13 protein-coding genes are annotated in these 19487 nt (G+C 55.8%); 6 read left to right on the forward strand and 7 right to left on the reverse strand.

What is annotated here, in order from left to right; genetic code table 11:
* Nucleotides 1–169: 169 nt before the first annotated feature.
* Both HNQ59_RS17085 and HNQ59_RS17090 read left to right on the forward strand, forming a co-directional pair.
* Nucleotides 170–835, forward strand: coding sequence for a DUF4253 domain-containing protein (locus HNQ59_RS17085; RefSeq protein WP_184041610.1), 666 nt, complete (start codon nt 170–172; stop codon nt 833–835).
* Nucleotides 836–1129: 294 nt separating this feature from the next.
* Nucleotides 1130–2647, forward strand: a complete 1518-nt coding sequence (locus HNQ59_RS17090) for a catalase (protein WP_184041620.1) — start codon at nt 1130–1132, stop codon at nt 2645–2647.
* A gap of 62 nt (nt 2648–2709) precedes the next feature.
* On the opposite strand, the gene HNQ59_RS17095 is transcribed toward HNQ59_RS17090, so the two are convergent.
* The 5 genes from HNQ59_RS17095 to HNQ59_RS17115 all read right to left on the reverse strand — a co-directional run bounded on the left by HNQ59_RS17095 (nt 2710) and on the right by HNQ59_RS17115 (nt 12699).
* Complete coding sequence (locus HNQ59_RS17095) at nt 2710–4323, reverse strand: methyl-accepting chemotaxis protein (RefSeq protein WP_184041611.1); 1614 nt, start codon at nt 4321–4323, stop codon at nt 2710–2712.
* Between the two features lie 197 nt (nt 4324–4520).
* Nucleotides 4521–5069, reverse strand: a complete 549-nt coding sequence (locus HNQ59_RS17100) for an NADPH-dependent FMN reductase (RefSeq protein ID WP_184041612.1) — start codon at nt 5067–5069, stop codon at nt 4521–4523.
* 32 nt (nt 5070–5101) lie between these two features.
* Nucleotides 5102–9916 carry an NAD-glutamate dehydrogenase gene (locus HNQ59_RS17105; RefSeq protein WP_184041613.1) on the reverse strand — a complete coding sequence of 1605 codons (4815 nt, stop codon included), beginning with the start codon at nt 9914–9916 and terminating at the stop codon, nt 5102–5104.
* 453 nt (nt 9917–10369) lie between these two features.
* Nucleotides 10370–11536, reverse strand: coding sequence for an ABC transporter permease (locus HNQ59_RS17110; protein ID WP_184041614.1), 1167 nt, complete (start codon nt 11534–11536; stop codon nt 10370–10372).
* Complete coding sequence (locus HNQ59_RS17115; protein ID WP_184041621.1) at nt 11536–12699, reverse strand: ABC transporter permease; 1164 nt, start codon at nt 12697–12699, stop codon at nt 11536–11538. The genes HNQ59_RS17110 and HNQ59_RS17115 overlap by 1 nt, the downstream gene beginning before the upstream one ends.
* 515 nt (nt 12700–13214) lie before the next feature.
* Here HNQ59_RS17115 and HNQ59_RS17120 point away from each other — a divergent pair.
* Nucleotides 13215–14216: a LacI family DNA-binding transcriptional regulator gene (locus HNQ59_RS17120; RefSeq protein WP_184041615.1), complete on the forward strand. Its 1002-nt coding sequence runs from the start codon at nt 13215–13217 to the stop codon at nt 14214–14216.
* Between the two features lie 60 nt (nt 14217–14276).
* Here the strand turns inward: HNQ59_RS17120 and HNQ59_RS17125 are convergent, their stop codons facing one another.
* Nucleotides 14277–15077, reverse strand: a complete 801-nt coding sequence (locus HNQ59_RS17125) for a hypothetical protein (RefSeq protein ID WP_184041616.1) — start codon at nt 15075–15077, stop codon at nt 14277–14279.
* Nucleotides 15078–15243: 166 nt separating this feature from the next.
* Between HNQ59_RS17125 and HNQ59_RS17130 the strand changes: the two genes are divergently transcribed.
* The 3 genes from HNQ59_RS17130 (at nt 15244) to HNQ59_RS17140 (ending at nt 17431) form a co-directional block, all read left to right on the forward strand.
* Nucleotides 15244–15555, forward strand: coding sequence for a (2Fe-2S) ferredoxin domain-containing protein (locus tag HNQ59_RS17130; protein ID WP_184041617.1), 312 nt, complete (start codon nt 15244–15246; stop codon nt 15553–15555).
* Nucleotides 15548–16150, forward strand: coding sequence for an alpha/beta hydrolase (locus HNQ59_RS17135; RefSeq protein ID WP_246491061.1), 603 nt, complete (start codon nt 15548–15550; stop codon nt 16148–16150). The genes HNQ59_RS17130 and HNQ59_RS17135 overlap by 8 nt, the downstream gene beginning before the upstream one ends.
* A 213-nt stretch (nt 16151–16363) precedes the next feature.
* A complete protein-coding gene (locus HNQ59_RS17140) occupies nt 16364–17431 on the forward strand; it encodes a PA0069 family radical SAM protein (RefSeq protein WP_184041618.1) in 1068 nt (355 codons plus the stop codon).
* A gap of 281 nt (nt 17432–17712) precedes the next feature.
* Here HNQ59_RS17140 and HNQ59_RS19875 read toward each other — a convergent pair whose 3' ends face one another.
* The gene (locus HNQ59_RS19875) at nt 17713–18786 is read right to left on the reverse strand and encodes a DUF8189 domain-containing protein (RefSeq protein ID WP_184041619.1); all 1074 of its coding nucleotides are present in this window, start codon (nt 18784–18786) and stop codon (nt 17713–17715) included.
* Nucleotides 18787–19487: the final 701 nt, after the last annotated feature.

The raw sequence follows: 19487 nt of genomic DNA on the forward strand, positions 1-19487 counted from the left end.
GCGGCTTGAAGCAGCCATAAATACTGTTTGACTCAACAGTTGGATGATGGCCGTGGTAGTCTGTCGATAAAGCCCGGTCTACAATTCTAGATATAACGATGCGCCGACGCAGAATTAGACCAGTCGGTTTTGTTCAAGTGGATCGGGCGAATTGCCAAACGGAGAAAATATGAGGGAATTTGGTTTCGAAGTCATGGCCGTACCAGGTGCTGAAGCGTTGGCTACTTTGAATCGTCTGAAAAGCGAAAATCGGGGTTACCCGGTTTTGCTGGGTGATTCGGATAGCGTGCTGGCCTTGAGCGAAAACCTTCAGGATGTTGAAGATAGCGTTGAGGAGTTGATTGAAAACGCTGAGAAACTGAACCCCAGAAGTTGGTTGATCACCCGCGCGAAAAACGATAGCGAATACTATCGTGCGCCACGCGGTGATTGGCCGGATGATGAGGAGCCTAGTGAGGGGTTGATCAGCCATCTCGATCTGTCGACCGGCCAGCCGCTGGAAAAGGTCTATATCGCGATGGTGCCGACAACAGAGTCTTGGAAGGTACCTTGTTATCTGAAAATGGGCGGTTGGAATGAATGCCCGTTTCCTGAAGTCCATGCCAGCCTGTTCCGTAAATGGGGGGAAGAATATGGCGCACGGGTGGTGGCAGTGACCAGTTCCACCATCGAATTCGAGGTGGAGCGCCCACCTCGGACTCGGGATGAAGCGATCACGCTGGCAAAAGAGCAGTATGTGTATTGCATCGACATTGTCGAGCAAGGCACGGAGACGATCGAGCAGCTGGCTGCATCGCTGCTGAATGGTCGGACCTGGTTCTTCTGGTGGGATTGATATCGTACCGTAATCCTTGATCTGGCTTGGTCGTATCGATGCCTGATCATGAAAGTGCCACCTCTTTATGAGGTGGCATTTGCTTTTTTGAGAGTGCTTGCTCATGATGGTGCATAAATGTCATTGATTATATTGGTGAATTTTATATTCGTAATTTAATCATTGAAAAAAACTATTGTTAACATTCTTATAATTCATTTAACTAATCAAACTTGCTCTCCTAGACTGAATTCCACTTACCGAACAAGGAGAACAAGAATGAAACATCTTTCCATACAATCCGCCAAAGCCTGCATGAAGCATCTCGCAGCCGGTGGGCTGGCTGCCACATTCACGCTTTCGCAGGCGGCCTGGGCCGCGCCGCTGACCCGCGATAACGGGGCACCGGTGGGTGACAATCAGAACTCGCAAACTGCGGGTGAACATGGCCCCGTGCTGTTACAAGATATCCACCTGATTCAGAAGTTGCAGCGTTTCGATCGTGAGCGGGTCCCTGAGCGGGTCGTGCATGCACGAGGCACGGGCGCCCATGGCGTGTTCGAGGCGACAGAGGATGTGTCGGGGCTCACCCGTGCCAAGGTGTTTGCCAAAGGTGCGCAGACACCTGTATTCGTAAGGTTTTCAACTGTAATCCATGGTTCGCATTCGCCTGAAACTGCGCGTGACCCACGTGGCTTTGCGACCAAGTTCTACACCAGTGAGGGCAATTGGGATCTGGTGGGTAACAATCTGCCGGTCTTCTTCATCCGTGATGCCATCAAGTTCCCTGATATGGTCCACTCGCTGAAACCGGCACCTGACACCAATATTCAGGATGCCAATCGCGTGTTCGATTTCTTCTCGAATGTGCCTGAGGCCACCCATATGCTGACCCGAGTCTACTCGGACTATGGGATACCCAAGAGCTATCGACTGATGGATGGCAATAGTGTCCATGCATACAAGTGGGTCAATACGGCGGGACAATATACTTATGTGAAATTCCACTGGAAGTCGCTGCAAGGCGAGCAGAATCTCTCGGAAAAAGAGGCTGAAGCCATCCAGGCCAAGGATTTCAACCATGCAACCCGCGACCTGATCGACGCAATCAAACGCCAGGACTTTCCGAAGTGGGATCTGTATGTGCAGGTGTTGAAGCCAGAGCAATTGGGTCAGTTCGATTTTGACCCATTGGATGCCACTAAGGTCTGGCATGGTGTACCAGAGCGAAAGATCGGTACCATGACGCTGAATCGTAACCCGGACAATGTCTTTCAGGACACCGAGCAGAGTGCCTTTGCGCCCTCCAATCTGGTTCCAGGGATTGAGCCGTCAGAAGATCGTCTGCTTCAAGGGCGGGTGTTTTCCTATGCGGATACGCAATTGCACCGCGTCGGCACCAACGCGCTGCAGCTTCCGATCAATCAGCCCCGGGTTCCGGTACGGAGCAACAATCAAGATGGCGCACTCAACTCAGGCAAGCGCACTGGGACGGTCAACTATCAACCCAGTCGGATGAGTGATCTGCCTGATCAGGCAGAGTTCAAATCCAGCAAGTTGCCGCTGGCTGGGGCGACTCAACAGGCACGTATCGCCAAGACGCTGAATTTCCGCCAGGCAGGTGAGTTCTATCGCAGCTTGTCAGCCAATGACCAGAAAAACCTGATTGCCAATCTGTCAGGTGATCTGGCCAAGGTGGTCAGCCCGGAGACGCGTGACATCATGCTGTCGTATTTCTACAAAGCCGATGCTAACTATGGTAAAGCACTGGCCAAGGCTCTGAAGGTGGATGCAGCGGCAATCGAGCAGCGCGCATCGCAGCTGGCTGAATGATTTCGGCAGCTAGGCAGTGAGCAAAACGGCGGTGGTGACCGCCGTTTTGTTTTGCTACATCATCAGAACTTATAGGCGGACACGATTTCCCGCATGTTGGTGGCGACCTGATCCAGCTCTGCGGCTGTGGTAGCCGTCTCTTGTGCTGCGGCACTGGCTTGTTCCGCCATTTGCGCAATCCGTTCGATCTGGGAGGCGATGTTGTTGCTGGCGGTGGCTTGTTCGCGAATCGCCGTGGTGATCTCCCCGACCATGATGACGGTCTGTTCAGAGCTGGTGCCGATCTGGGCGATGGCTTGCGCTGCATGGTCAGCCCGTACCACACCTTGTTCGACTTGCTTGACCGCGCCTTCCATATCCTTGACCGCACCCTCGGCGCTGGCTGTCATGGCAGAGATGGTGCGGGAGATCTCCTGTGTCGATACCGATGTCCGCTCGGCCAGCTTTCTCACCTCATCTGCCACCACCGAGAACCCCCGTCCATGCTCACCGGCCCGGGCGGCTTCAATGGCGGCATTCAATGCCAACAGGTTGGTCTGGTCAGCGACCTCCTTGATGACCGCTACGACGCTTGAAATCCGCTGGCTTTGGTTTTCCAGCTCGCGGATGTGTTCTGCAGCCTGGCTGACTGTGCTGGCGATGTCGCGGATGTCGCGCACGGTCTGCTCGATGACCTGGCGACCGGACTGGGCCAACTGCCCGGCCTCAGTGGCCAATTGGTTGGTTTCGCTGGCACGGTCACCGACATGATTGATGCTGACGGTCATTTCCTCGATTGTTGCTGCAGCGGAGGATGAGGATTCGCTCTGCGTATTGGATGACAAGGACACCTGCTGTGAGGTTTGTGACAGCTGATTGGCGGATGCAGACACATCCACGGCACTATGGGCCAATTGCTTGAGGTTGCCTTGCAGCCGATTGAGCAGTTGATTGAAGGCCGTCGCGGTTTCACCGACTTCGTCTTGGCGCAGGATTCTGGCGCGTTGGGTAAAGTCCAATGACTGTTCGATATGGGTGACCGTGCGGCGGATTTGATGAAGCGAGCCGATGATGGCGCGATACAGCAGCCAGCCGCTGATGCTGGTGATCAATATTGCCGCGACGATCAAGATGGTGTTGATGATGAGGCCACGGGAAATGGCGGCTGCGTTGGCTGCTTCATGCCGCGCGGCTGTTTTCTCCCTGTAGCTACGATGACGCTCGATGACCTTGAACAATGTCGCGAGCTTGGGGCCTGCCGCGCTGACAGCCATTTCCCGCGAGGCGGTCAGGTCATTTTCTCGCGACAGCTTGAGCACTTGCTCTCTGACCGTATCATAGTCGGCCAGGGCGGCCCGCACGGCTGCCAGCAGCGCCTTGTCCTCTGCTTCTTCCGCCAGCGCGCTATAGCTCTCAAGGCTGGCAGTGACCCGGTTGTGGGATTCCTTGATGACCTGGTCCTGGGCGTTTTTGAGTGGTTCATCAATGGTCAACATATGCATCAGCACGCTGGATCGGATCTGCCATATGCCGCTCTCGACATCTGCCAGCAGTTGAATGGCAGGGATGACATTGGTCTGGGTGTACTCCAGCTTGCCTTGCGTATCATTTGCCAGTCTGGCGCCGTTTATGCCGACAATCAGTAAGGCGAGCAAACTGATGACGATGAGCAACAATAGACGTTTGGCAATATTCATGGGCGTTTCTCAGAAAGTGGGTTGAGCGACATGTATCGGATCGGTTTGATGCGTGCAGCATGCTGGCCTCAGCCAGAAGGCCCGATAGAAGGGCGAGTTGTGAACATCATCGATTCTTTGGTGTGGTGAATATGACATCGGAACCATATATTACAATGCCCAGCGCATCGGCTGGGCATGAAAGATCAAGAATCGTGTTATGGCCGTTCCAGTGTCGTACTCCATGTCACCAGGGCCTGAAGCTGTTCCCGGATCAATTGCAGGATGCGCTCATCCACCAGATTGCCAGCGTCATCGAAACCATCGCTGAAGGCATTCGCAAATACCTCAGGCTTGTTCAGTGGATGGAGATCCAGAAAGACACAGACCTGGCGGAGATGGTACTGGGCGCGCGCGCTGCCCATGCCACCCGCTGCGCCCATCAGCGCCACGGCCTTGCCTGCCAGCAAAGCGTTGCCCGGCTCACGGGACGCCCAGTCGAGTATGTTCTTCAGCGCGGGCGCAATGGAGTAGTTGTACTCTGGACAGGCGATGACCAGTGCATCCGCTTTAGCGATTTGATCGAGCACCCGCTGCACCGATGCCGGTTTGTTGGTGATGTCGGCATTGTAGAAAGGGATATCGGACAAGTCTGCGATGTCCATCGTCACACCTGCGGGCACATTGGTAGCGGCAGCCCGCAGCAGGCCCTTGTTTCTGGATTGTTGGCGAAGGCTTCCCGTGATGCCGAGAAAGTGTAGCGACATGGTGTCGGCTCCTAAGTGGTTGGCGGATAGGGTCAGGTTCCGATCAGGTGATTGCGTAGCTCCCGCAGCGCCGCCGAGAGCATGGCCAGATCCTGTGTCGGGTGGGCCTGCAGCTCGGTCAGCAATTCACGGCAGGCATCCACCCCCTGCTTGCGGTGCGTTCGCCAGGTGGCGCTGGCGGTCTGCCATTCGCCAGTGTGGGCGGTTTGCAACACCAAGGCTGTCAGTGAGCGATGCTGGCGATACAGATCATCACGCAATGCAGAGCGGGCCAGTGTGCTCCAGCGATTGTCACGCGGCAAGCGGTTGATGGCAGAGAGCATCCAGTCCAGCGACAGGTTGGCGCCGATGTCGAAATGGATTTGCGCCACCATCTCGGGCGCGGCCATATTGGCATGGGCGATGTCCAGGATGTCCAGTGAGGACAGCAGAGGCTCTGCGCGGGCCAATGCCGAGGCAATCTCAGCGGGCACCCCTTGTTCGAGCCAGCGTCGCTCCATGGTATCGCTCTTGCCTTTGTCTTCCCCTTGCAAAATGCCTGGCAGCACATCGATCAGCACTGAAACGCCACTTTGATATTGTTGGACGATCTCATTGCAGTCATGTGCAAAGCGACAATTGCGCAGCATCCAGCGGGTGGCCCGCTCAATCAGCTTGCGTAGCTCATGCAGCAGCTCATATTGGACGGTGGCTGCCACCTTGCCATCCAGTGACTCCACCTGCTTAGCGTAGCGGTGTGCGTTGAAGACCTGGCTGGCGGCATACCAGGCGCGAGTGATGTCGGCGGGCGAAAAGCCTGTTTCTTCATTGACCCGGAAAATGAAGGTCATGCCCATCCGATTGATCAGATTATTGGTCAGGAAGGTTGCGACGATCTCACGTTTGAGCGTGTGATCCAACATCTGATCCGTGTAACGTTCTCCTAGCGCATTTGGGAAATAACGGAGCAGGAGCTGGTTGAAGTCGGTCTCATCCGGCACCGACGATTCCAGTAATTGATCGTACAGATCGATCTTGGCATAGGCCAGCAACACCGCCAGCTCAGGGCGGGTCAAGCCTTGCCGGGCCAGTCGCCGTTCAGCGATTTCTTCGTCATTGGGTAGGTACTCAAGCCGCCGACTCATCCGCCCGACCCGTTCCAAGTAGGTGATGAACCGGGCGTGGGTGTTGAGCATCTGCGGGCCAATGGCTTGCGACAGGCTTAGCACCTCGGTCTGCAGATAGTTGTCGGCCAGCACCAGGGCTGCGACATCATCGGTCATGTCCGCCAGCAACTGATTGCGGTGCTTGAGCGACAACTCGCCCTCGGCCATGACTGCGTTGAGCAGGACTTTGATGTTGACTTCGTGATCCGAGCAATCGACTCCGGCGGAATTGTCGATCGCATCGGTATTGATGCGCCCGCCACCCAGTGCGTATTCGATCCGTCCGGGCTGGGTCAACCCGAGGTTGCCACCCTCGGCCACAACACGGCACCGCAGCTCCCGGCCATCGACGCGAACCAGGTCGTTGGCCCGGTCATTGGCCTCGGCGTGGCTCTGGCGGCTGCCCTTGACATAGGTGCCGATACCACCGTTGTATAGCAGATCGACGGGCGCTTTCAGCAGCTCCTTGATCAAATCGTTCGGTGTCAGTGCATCATGTGTAATGGCCAACGCGGCACGGGTTTCCGCCGACAGCTTGATGGACTTCAAACTGCGCGGATAGACGCCCCCTCCGGCTGATATCAGGCCCGGCGTGTAATCTGCCCAGGAAGAGCGCGGCAGCTTGAACAGCCTTTGCCGCTCTGCGAAGCTGATGGCTGGGTCTGGGTTGGGGTCGATGAAAATGTGGCGATGATCGAAGGCGGCCAGCAGGCGGATATGGGGCGATAACAGCATGCCGTTGCCGAATACGTCGCCGGACATGTCACCAATGCCGACCACGGTGAATTCGTTGGTCTGGATATCCAGGCCGATTTCACGGAAGTGGCGCTTCACCGACTCCCAAGTACCGCGTGCGGTGATGCCCATCTGCTTGTGGTCGTAGCCGGCAGAGCCACCCGATGCAAAGGCATCGCCCAGCCAGAAGCCATATTCCAGCGCGATGGTATTGGCGACATCGGAGAAAGTGGCGGTGCCTTTGTCTGCTGCAACCACCAGATAGGGGTCATCGGTATCGAGCCGTACCAGATCGGCAGGCGGGATCACTTTGCCGCCGACCCGATTGTCGGTCAGATCCAGCAAGCCACGGATGAATGTCTGATAGCAGGCCACACCTTCCGCTTGAATTGCATCGCGATCCAGGCTGCCATGCAGCTTCTTGCAGACGAATCCACCTTTGGAGCCGACCGGGACGATCACCGCATTTTTGACCATTTGCGCCTTGACCAACCCCAAGACCTCGGTCCGCACGTCTTCCATGCGATCTGACCAGCGCAAGCCGCCGCGCGCCACCTTGCCGCCACGAAGATGGATGCCTTCCATGCGTGGCGAGTAGACCCAGATTTCGACCAGGGGCTTGGGTAGGGGTAGGAAATCGATGGCCCCGGAGTTGAGCTTGAATGAAATGTAGGGCTTGGGGTGCCCCTGGCTGTCACGCTGAAAGTAGTTGGTGCGCAAGGTGGCCAGAATGACAGTCAGAAAGCCGCGCAAAATACGATCATCAGCCAGATTGGCGACACGATCCAATTGCAGATGCAAATCCTCGAACAGCGTCTGCGCCGCCGACGAGTCGCTATGGATGGGGTCATGCCGTGCTTTGAACAACGCAATCAGTTGCCAGACGATATGCGCATGGCTGGCCAGGCATTGCTCGACATAATGCTGGGAAAAGGTCAGCCCGGCCTGACGCAGATATTTGTTGTAAGCGCGCAACACGGCGACTTCCCGCCAATCCAGGCCCGCCAGCAGAATCAGGCGGTTGAGACCATCGTCTTCCGCCTCGCCATTGAATACCTTGGAAAAGCAGGTCAGAAAGTTGTCACGATTCTGTTCGATGACAAACAGCTCCGGGTCCGCCAGTTGCATCGAAAAGTCTGTGACCCAGTATGGGCCACCTAGCGCCGGGCGTACCATATAGGGCCGTTCTTCCAGCACTTGGCCACCCATGTTCTCCAGCATCGGCAGAGTGCGGGACAGACTGGTTTCGGTATTGCGAAACAGTTTCAGGCAGATCAGCGGCTGTTGGCCAACCAGCACCTGCCTGAGCGCCAGCTCACAATTGTGTTGGGGTGTCAGCGATACCAGCTTCAGAATGTCCTGTACGGCGTGGCGTGGCTGGAAGTCCTCGCGATAGGCGGCTGGAAAGGCGGCATGAAACTGTTTTAGCAGATGGGTGCCGTGTTCCTCACCAACCGCTTCGATCAATGCGCTGCCCAGGCTGTCCTCCCAACGGCGACACAGCTGGGCAACCTGTTGCTCCAGCGCTTCATTGCTGAATGAAATCGTCGCCTCTGGCGAAACCCGCACAATGAATTCAATCCGGGCCAGCATCGATTCAGACAGGGTGGCCCAGAATTCGACATGGCGCCCCTGGAAGGTCTCCAGCAGCAATGCCTGGATTTTCAATCGGACTTCGGTATTCCAGTTATCCCTTGGCACATACAGCAGGCAGGCGTAATAGCGACCATAAGGGTCGCGCCTGACGAACAGGCGAACCCGTTGCCGCTCCTGTAGATTGACAATGCCATGGCTGAAGAGGCGTAACTGTTCGATCGACAGCTCCAGCAACTCATCGCGCGGGTAGGTTTCCAACACGTTCAGCAGGGTTTTGGCTTTGTGGCTGCCCGGCAGGTAGCGGGTTTCGCTCAATACTGCATCGATCTTGGCGCGCAGGATGGGCACCTGACGAGGCGTATTGTTGTAAAGCTCAGAGGTGTAGAGCCCCAGAAAACGGTACTCACCGATCACCTTGCCTTCATTGTCAAAGCGTTTCACGCCGACATAATCCAGATAGCCAGCCCGATGGACGGTCGAGCGGGTGTTGGATTTGCACAGGATCAGTGGATAGGGGGCCTGTGCCTGTTGGCGCAAGGCTGGCGTCAGGGAATCGAAGCTTTGTGAGTGGGCGCGGTCATTGTCACGCAAAATGCCCAGCCCACAGCCCTTGACCACCTTCAGAACCAAGCCGTCTGGGGTATCGAGCAGGTCGTAACAGCGATAACCCAGGAAAGTGTAGTGCTGGTCGATCAGCCAGGCCAGAAAGGCATCGATCTCATCGAGATCGCTTTGGGCGATAGCCGGGTGGGTGTCAGCCAGCGAGGCGCGGGCCTGCCTGGCGGCATCCACCATGGCTGGCCAGTCTTCCACCGCAGCACTGACCTCGGCCAGCACCTGCTGCAAGGCACTTTCCAGTGCTTTGAGTGTGGCGGGGTCTGACTGGCGGTCGATTTCGAAGTGCATATAGGATTCATGGCGGCAGCCCAGGTCTTCCGGCTCGCAATGGCTTGCATAGCAATGATCGGCATCCCGCGTCAATGCAACGACCGGGTGTACGATCAGGTGAATGGTCAGGCCACGGGTGTTGAGCGCCAGGCTGATGGAATCCACCAGAAACGGCATGTCATCGTTGACGATCTCAACGATGGTGTGGGTGCTTTGCCAGCCATCTGCTTCGAAATCCGGGTTGTAGACGCGCAGTATGGCTTGGCCTGGCGCGCGCTGACGGCCCAATTGCCAATGGCTGCAGGCTGCCCCGTACAAATCCAGGGGGTCACGGCTGGCAATGTCCTCGTCAGCGACATCGGCATAGTAGTGGGCGATGAATGGTGCCAGAACGGACTGCATTTCCGGCGACAGCGTTTGGGCCGCACATTCCTGAATCTGATCGATTACACGATTCTTATTGATATTGTGAGTAACAGACATCACCAGCTCCAAACTTGGCTGACTGCAATTTAATGGGGCGTCGTGCAAAGGGTACTGAGCCTGAACATCATATCTCCTCATATACTGATTTGCATATGAAGACAGAAACGTTTCACTATAGCCCATTCCGTGATCGGCTGGGCGGCATGGTTGCCTCAGTCTGGCATTAGACAACTCGCCTGAAAAAAGGTATTGCCCAATGTCAAATATCGGTAATCTTCTGCTGCATTTTGTGCACAGGGTTTACAAAATATCGGGTTCCTATGACGTTAAATCAAGAGGCATATCAAATGGGTTTTTTCAAGTGAAGCCGGATGAATGACACGGTGCCAGCGACCCGAAGCGGCGGTGTGCCACTCATGGCATGGTCAAGGGGAGGCCGCAGGCTGTACGGCACCGCCATACGGGTGGGGGCTGAGGTGGAAAGGCACCTGCTCAGTATGCAGCCGGAACCTAAGCCTCACGCAGTGCATCGACTATTTTCATGCGTGCGGCGCGAATGGCGGGTAGAAAGCCGCCGATCAAACCCATGATGAGCGCGAAGAGCAAGGATTGTATGGTGATGGCCGGGCTCAGCTCGAAGGTGAAGGCGAGCTCCGAAAACGTCTGGAAATTGGTGGTGGACAGGGACAGGAATTGCAGTGTCGAAGCCAAGGCCAGCCCCATCACGCCACCCAACAGGGCCAGGGCCATCGATTCCAACATGAATGCGGCCAACACGCTGCTGCGCTGGAAACCCAAGGCGCGCAAGGTGCCGATTTCACCGATGCGGTTTGCGACAGAGGAATACATGGTGATGGCTGCGCCAATCATGGCACCCACTGAGAAGATAATGGAGATGGCGATGCCAAGCACATTGATGAACAGTGCGATCTGTTCTGACTGATCGGCGTAGAAGCGTGTCTCCCGCTTGGCCTCCAGCGTGAGTTGGCGGTTGTTTTCCACCGCTGCCTTGAATTGATCGAAGTGGTCGCTGTCGGCCAGCTTGGCGATGACGGCGGAGAACATGGTTCGCCGGAACGCCTGCATCATCTGGTCGCGATCCCCCCAGATCTCTGAGCTGAAGGCTGTTTTACCCGCATCAAAAATACCGACGATACGCCACTCCCTGCCACCAAACCGTAACGATTCGCCCAGCCCGGCGCCCGTGAATTTGTCAGCAATCGCTTTACCGACCATTACTTCATTGCTGTCGGGCCTGAACAGCCGACCTTCGATCAACTGGACCTGTGGCCGCAAAGCCAAGCCAACCGGCTGGATGCCTCGTGTGACAACGTTGGCTGCAATGCCGCTGGATCGTTTGGGCAGCGTGATCAACACCACCGCTTCTTTCGACACCTGCGGGTGGCCATCCCGCCCGACAGCAATCAGAGGGTTGGCTTCGACAATGCTGGCTTGGTCGCGTGACACCCCGCTTTGTACTTCAGTTTGTGACGAAGCGCGGATCAGCACCACATTGTCTTTCGAGCCGGTCTGTACCAGGGTCTGTTTCAGCCCGTTGGACATCATCAACACCGCAGCGAAGACAAACACCACCATCCCCATGCCAGCGGCAGTGAAGAGCGTGGTCAGCTTGCGCACGGCCAGGTTGCGGACAATGTATCGGAACGGGATCTTCATCACACCAGCTTTCTCAGGCCATCCACGATCTTGGTCCGCCCCGCTTGCCACGCTGGCAGCAGGGCCGACATGAAGGCAATGGCAACGGCCCCCCCCAGTTGTAACAGGCGGGTTTCCACCGAAATATTGAAGACCGGAAAAAAGGCCGATACTGGTTTGGCGAAGGCCGCAACGACCGGGCCAGTCAGCAGGATGGCCATGCTGGCGCCAACCGTGACCAACAGCATCGACTCCAACGCAATCAGGGTGCGGATGACGCCAGGGGTGAATCCCAGCGCCTTCATGGTGGCATATTCGGCTGTCCGTTCGCGGGCGGACATGGCCATGGTGTTGGCCACCACTGCCATGATGATCAGGATGACCACATACGACACCAGCTTGATCGCATCCACCACCGTTTGCAGCATGGCCACAAAGCCCAGTTGAAAAGCCTTCTCGGTTTCTGTCAGGGTTTCCGCCAGTGAGTTCTTGAATTCGCGATCGATGGCTACGGACACCGGCCCGGCGTTGGCAGGGTCGTCAATGCCCAGCACGAAGGCCCCCACACGGTTGCTACGACCCGGGGCGAGCTGCTCCAACCGGTCATTGAGCAGGCCCCAGTGGAAGTAGAAGATGTTGGTATCGGTATTGCGCTGCCGGCCCTCGAAAATGGCACGGATCACAAACGGGTAGTTGCCAGGGTAGATGGTGCCGCGCAGCGGGATCACGTCCCCCACCTTCCAGCCAAACCGGTCGGCCAGCTTGCGTCCGACGGCGGCCCCGCGTTTGTCGCGCAGGAAGTCATGGTATTGATTGGGCTCGAATACAAACTCGGGATACAGCGAAAAGTAGGTTGGCACATCGACTGCGAACTGCGGGAAGAAGTTGGACTCATCGATATAGACACCGCCAAACCAGTTGGTCCACGCGACGGTCTGCACGCCCTCAACCTGACGGATGCGGTCTTTGTATGCCAATGGCAGCGAAAACACCAGAGAGACAGCATTACGTGTGACCAGTCGAGCGTCTGATGCGGCATCGACACCTGCATACCAGGCATCCACCACTGTGCGTAACAGGCCGAATGCCAAGATGGCGACGACGATTCCCAATGTGGTCAACGCGGCCCGCAGCCGGTGGCGGAAGGCGTTGCGAAACGACATGCGCACAAAGAAGAGCAACATGGCTTGGAAGGGATGGGCGTGAAATGGTTGCAAGCATAGCGCAGCTTGGCCCCAAACGGCGCTCCGTTTGCGGTTTTATTGCACGCCGCCTGGTGGGCTCATGAGCTGGATGCGACGGGCTTTGATCCGTTGCGGATGATGAAATGTGTCAACTGGGCCTGAAACAGTATCTTTTTTTGAAACAAGCCGCGAACTTTTTGATTTCCAGCCTGACTACATATTTGTATGCGCTTGTGGAATGTGGCTGAGCAGGTCGCAAATGCCAGCTTCAACAGGCTCGAACGATGTCCGACATGGTTGATATGGCATATGGCGTAAATAAAATTGATTACGCCATGCAAATGTATGGCAGATGCGGTCTTTTCTGTCGAAAGCAGTGGCTGATCTGTAGCGCAGACATGATAACGAAACAGCTCGGGTCATGAGTCCGTGCCGAAGAACCCAGGCTGGGGCAGCACTATGCAAGCCCCTTGTTCAAATCGATCGCCTTGGCGACTTAAAATAAAACGAAATGTATGGCAACCATCAAAGATGTCGCTCGGCACGCCAGTGTGTCGATTGCAACCGTTTCACGTGTGATCAATGAACCCGATAAGGTCAGAGAGCTGACACGTAAGCGGGTCGAAACCGCAATGCAGGTCTTGTCGTTTTCCCGTAATGCCTTGGCTGCGTCGTTGGTGACACGACGAACCGGGTGCATCGGTCTGATCGTGCCGCATCTGGCGGGGGCCTTTTATACACCATTGATCAGCACGGTTGAGCAAACCGTGCGTGCGGCAGGCAGCCATCTGGTGATCAGTTGTGGCAACAGTACGCAGGATGAGGTGCTGGCGGCGTTGCGTTTTCTGAAACAGCGATCGTGTGATGCCATCATCGTCACGCCGGGGGCGTTGGATCAGGACTCTCTGGGCACCTTGCTGGCAGCGCATCCCAATGTGCTGGTGGTACACCGGCTGGTGCCAGGGTACGAGCATCGATGCGTGGTGGTGGACAATCACCAAGGCGCGTTGCTGGCGACCGAGCACCTGATTGCACAGGGCCACCAACGTATTGCTGCCATCACCGGCCCGCGTGACAACCCAGAGAGCGCCGACCGGCTGCGTGGCATGCTGAATGCGTTGATACAAACAGGTCTGCCCGTTCCAACATCTTATCTGTATGAAGGGGATTTCACCCAGCAATCCGGCCTGTGTGGGGCGGCGGCCTTGATGGCTTTGCCAGAGCCACCGACGGCCCTGTTTGCCTTCAATGACCAGATGGCGCTGGGGGTGGTGGATTACTGTAAGCGCCATGGCGTGAGTGTGCCGGATCAATTGTCGGTGATGGGGTTTGACGATGTGGAGTTCTCGGATCTGGTGTCACCGAAACTGACCACCATCCATCACCCGGTTGAGGCAATCGGTAAGACCGTGGGCCTGCTCGCTTTGAAGCTGGCCAAGCAGCAGCCCGCTTTGGGTGAGTCGTTCGTGATATCGCCCAGCCTGACCTTGCGGGAATCGGTGGGGGCCCTCAACTGAGCCGCTGATTTACGGTTGTGTGAGTCGGCCATGGCTCACACAGCACGGCCATTGCGTCGATTATGAGCCGAATTTCCCATATGCCTGGAAATCGGTGAAGTACAACAACATCTGCTTGTTGTTGACCTTGACTGGGAAGTAGAGCTGATAATTTCCACCCGTTGCTTCAAAGCGGGGCAGATTGTGCTTGTTGTCAAAGACGGCCTGAAGGTAGTCACGCTCATCTTTGGTCATCGGCTGAATGAGCTGCTGCCGTTCAAGTTTCTTACTGTCTGATTCCGTCCAGTGCTGGCCAAACATCAGGAATACCCGCCTTCCTTCGATCTGATCCGGCATCAACAATTTGACATTGGGAAGGTGGCGATCGATGCGCTGGATGGTGCCAATGATATTGGCTGCGCGCGCCACATAGGCCGGGCTGAATTCATAGTCGGTCAACATGCCCAGCTCGCGTCGATTTTCCTCGACCAATTGCTCGGCGGCCTGAATCAGCCTGATCTTTTTGCGGTGAGCCGACATGGCATCTCCTGCCAGCAGCCCCAGTGCAATCACCGGAAAGCTCACTGCCAGCAGGAGCTTGTTGCGGGTAGGCCAGTGCCACGTGGTTTGCTGGTCTTCATGTTGCTTCGCAATCGCTGCCGAGATTTTTGACAGGTTGGACATCACATTCAATACCACGGCCCCACCCAGCAGCGCAAAAATACCCAACACGCTGAACAGAAATGTCTCGGTCAATCTCTCCTTGAATATCTTCAGATCAAAAATGGTGGACAGCGCAAAGATGAAAAGCCAGTAGATCAGTGCAATCAAAGCATAACGGGCGATTCGATTGGTGCTTCGGATCAGGAAGTCGTGATTCATACCAAAGGCATGCAAAAGACAGTCAGTATAGTGACGAACAGGCCATTTGTCATACAGACATCATGTTGGTTGGGGCGGGGCGGTTGGGGGGGAAAGCCTTATGGATGGACTTGGTAGGCAGGACCCGGCTTGGGTATGATCACGGTTTATGTTGCAGGATTGTCCAATGAGCTACTTCAAACATCATGTCTTCTTCTGCACCAACCAGCGGGCGTCCGGCGAAACCTGCTGCAATGCAAGGGGGGCGTCTGAGCTACAGGCGTATGCCAAAGACCGTGTCGCCAAACTGGGCCTGAAAGGGCAAGGGAAGTGTCGCATCAACAAAGCGGGTTGTCTGGATCGCTGCGACCATGGCCCGGTGATGGTGGTCTATCCCGAGGCGGTCTGGTATACCTATTTTGATCAGGCTGATATCGATGAAATCATTGATGAGCACATTGTCAATGGCCGTGTCGTGGAGCGCCTGAAACTTGATTAAGCCACAAACAATAGAATGGATTGCCGGGCCAGTGGGCAGCTTGGAAACGATCGTCATTCCCCCGGCTGGCGAGATGGTGGGCATTGCCGTGCTGATTCACCCCAACCCGACCCAAGGTGGCACCAATACCAATAAAGTTGTGCAGATGATGGCCAAGGTGGTCTCCAAACGTGGTTATGTCGCTTACCTGCCCAATTGTCGGGGTGTCGGGCAAAGCGAGGGTGAATACGACTGGGGCAATGGTGAAACGGACGATGCCTTGGCGGTGATCCAATATGCCAAAGGTCAGCATGGCGACTTGCCCTTGTTATTGGGGGGGTTCTCATTCGGCACCCTTGTTGTTTCTCAGGTCAGACAGCGTGTCGAGGCTGAGAAGCTGATTCTGGCGGGCCCAGCCTGCAAGCGCTTTCCGGTGGCGGCGGTTCCAAAAGATACCTTGGTGATCCACGGCGAAGAGGATGAGGTCATTCCATTGGCCGATGTGCTGGACTGGGCCAGGCCGCAGGCATTGCCCATCGTCGTGGTACCCGGTTGCAGCCACTTCTTTCATGGCAAATTGACGCAATTGGCCGATGTCATCGAGCGACATTGGTGAGCGGCCTTGACCCAAGGCACCCATGCTACCTGTGCCCGGCGTGATGGCTGGCCATAGGGCATGGGTCTCGCCGTGGATTCAGCACTGACCTGATCGGGAGAGGACTCCACCAGGCAAGAGAAGCACTGTTTCACCGCAGCAGCCAGGTCGGCTGACTGGTGTTGCCAAGGCCGCGCACTGGCCATTTAATAATGGCTGTATTAATATGCAGTCATGTCGCATCATGATTCTATCAAAGGCCGTGGCTCGGCCTACAATCCACTCATCCGCTTTGATCGCCTGACAAGGGAAGCGGCGATGCCCGATTGGCCTGGCGACGACGCCGAGCCCACTGCCATCAAGACGGAGCTGATCTGGCAAGAGGCCAAATCCGCCATTACACGGAATCAATCCCCGGACATCTACTTCAGTCAATCCATCAACCCTTACCATGGCTGTGAGCATGGCTGTATCTACTGTTATGCCAGACCCAGCCATGCCTATTGGGGCTATTCGGCAGGGCTGGATTTCGAAACCCGTATCATCGCAAGACGCGGGTTGGCAGACAGATTACGCCACGAGCTGGCCAAGCCAGGTTATCAGTGCGAGCCGATCTGCATCGGTGCCAACACCGATTGCTATCAACCCGCCGAAAGACAATTGGGCTTGACCCGCCAGCTGCTGGAAGTCCTGCTTACCCATCGGCACCCTTTAGTGATCATCACCAAAAATGCGCTGGTCGAGCGTGATCTCGATGTGCTGCAAGCCCTGGCTGCACAACAGCTGGTACAGGTCTATATCTCGATCAGCACACTGGATGCTGAAACAGCTCGATTGCTGGAGCCCCGCGCCAGCGCACCTCATCGGCGCTTACAAACGGTAGAAACATTGAGCAAAGCCGGGGTGCCGGTGGGTGTGCTGTGTGCGCCGATCATTCCTGCGCTGAACGATCATCAGATCGAACAGATTTTGCCCGCAGTGGCGGCTGCGGGCGCGGTGATGGCCAGCTATGTCCTGCTCCGGCTGCCATTGGAAATCAACGAGCTGTTTAAAGACTGGTTGCAACGCCACTTTCCGCAACGTGCGGAGCATGTGATGAGCTTGATACGACAAATGCGTGGCGGGAAGGAAAACAACGCCCAATTCGGTGAGCGCATGCGAGGCACTGGCATTTTCGCGGACTTGATACGTAGCCGCTTCGAATTGGCTTGCCGTCGCCATGGGCTGGGACGGCGGCACATGGATCTGAACTGCGGATCATTCTGTGTCCCAGGGCAGGCGAAACAGTTAGATCTTTTCTAGGCGGGATTGAGCAGGCTAAGTACCGCTCGGTGGCACAATTTGGCAGCTGACGGGAGGCCCGTGCGAACCAGAAAAGGGCACTGATCGCATCTGCATGACCAAACCATGAGTCAAACATATGCAATCTGCACCACCGGGTATTTACGAAGACCAATGATGTAACAGGCACCACTGGTCTTCCCGGGTCGTGTACGCTACGCCTTAACCCCGCCCAATATATTGGCACGATGCTGGAGAGGGCTTCTGATGCAGATTGCACATCGATACGACACGCTGAATGCCTAACCAATCAGCGGCCACCAGCGACGGTACAGAGCCCGGTCTGTGCCGCGTGCGAAGCAGTCTATGCGGTGTGGCCCCCAGCTGACGCACCTTGGCGCATCCAGAATAGTTCCCCCAAGGCTCTCCCAGCCATACCAGTTCGAACCATTCCACCAGCGGTGGTACATGGCTCGGTCGGTTCCACGGGCAAAACAGTTGAGGCGATTGAAGCCCCAACTGACGCAATTCGGTGTTTCCAGTAGCGTCCCACCAAGGTAATGCCAACCGCCCCAGCCTGATCCATTCCACCAGCGCTGATACATGGCACGGTCAGTGCCACGGGCAAAGCAGTCGAGACGGTTTGGTCCCCAGCTGACGCAGTTGGGTGCATCCAGTAGCGTCCCACCCAGATTTTCCCAGCCGCCCCAGCCCCAACCATTCCACCAGCGATGGTACATGGCCCGGTCAGTCCCTCGCGCAAAACAATCAATGCGGTTTGGCCCCCAGCTGACGCAATTGGGCGTTTCCAGAATCGTCCCGCCAAGGTTATGCCAACCACCCCAGCTCGATCCATTCCACCAACGCTGATACATGGCTCGGTCTGTGCCCCGCGCAAAACAATCAATACGGTTTGGCCCCCAGCTGATGCAATTGGGCGCATCCAGTAGTGTCCCCCCGAGGTTCTCCCAGCCGCGCCAGCTTGATCCATCCCACCAGCGATGATACATCGCCCGGTCAGTACCTCGTGCAAAGCAATCAATGCGATTTGGTCCCCAGCTGACACAGCTGGGGGCCTCCAGAATCGTTCCGCCAAGGTATTCCCAGCCACGCCAACTCGATCCATCCCACCATCGGTGATACATGGCCCGATCCGTACCACGCGCAAAGCAATCTATGCGGTTTGGGCCCCAGCTGACACAGTTGGGTGTTTCAAGGATCGTCCCGCCCAGATATTCCCAGCTACTCCAAGACACCGGAGATGCCCCCGCAGATGGCATATTGCCAAATGCAGTGACCGACAACGCGATCAGCCACGCAGAGGCCTGTTGCCTGCGCCCTGAATGGCCACCACTCTTGCTGCCTAACTTGGTCATTTTCGTCTCCTTTACCTAAAGAACATGACCACAGGTGCCTGTCAGACACCTACCTTGATGCCCTTCATCACTGGCAGGTCTGCTGATGTACCGTCTGCTCAATGGTGTGATCAGCAAATCAGCACGATGTCCGGGCTATCTTCAATAAGCTGGGTTGTGAATCAGGAGATGCATGTCATACATGCATGGATATGTTTATTGCCGCTTTGGTGTGGTGATGAGTCAGCCTGTGATTTCAATTCACAGTTTTCGGTGTCAGATTAGCGCTGAATTTTTTTGAAATCAATGGATTATTTTTTTATATTCGATCTTCATTATTTTTAAAGATGAATATTTAAAGTGGTTGAAAAGGCTCTATGCTACAACTGAGATTTCGCATATTAAAGATAGCAATTGATGATTTGAGTGGCAGCAAAATTTATACCAGTGAGTGACATGGAATAGATATTAATGCATCGCATTTTATATATCTAAATATTCAAAATAATCAAGTTGGAATTGAGTGCCGCAGCGCAGGTTGCGTACTAGCTGAATTGGTTCGGCTGGTAGCGGGTGAGTCGCATAGTCATGGGCTGCGATTGCCCTGTAGCTTGGCCCACGAAGGGTGCTGTTGCATAAATCCTGAATCGGGCGATGCTCCCCTTTACCCCAACGGATTTACGCCAAAGCTACCGTGCACGGACGGCCCAGCATGCTGAAGT

Origin of the sequence: Chitinivorax tropicus (genome assembly GCF_014202905.1) — a bacterium.
In the GTDB taxonomy this organism is placed as follows: domain Bacteria; phylum Pseudomonadota; class Gammaproteobacteria; order Burkholderiales; family SCOH01; genus Chitinivorax; species Chitinivorax tropicus.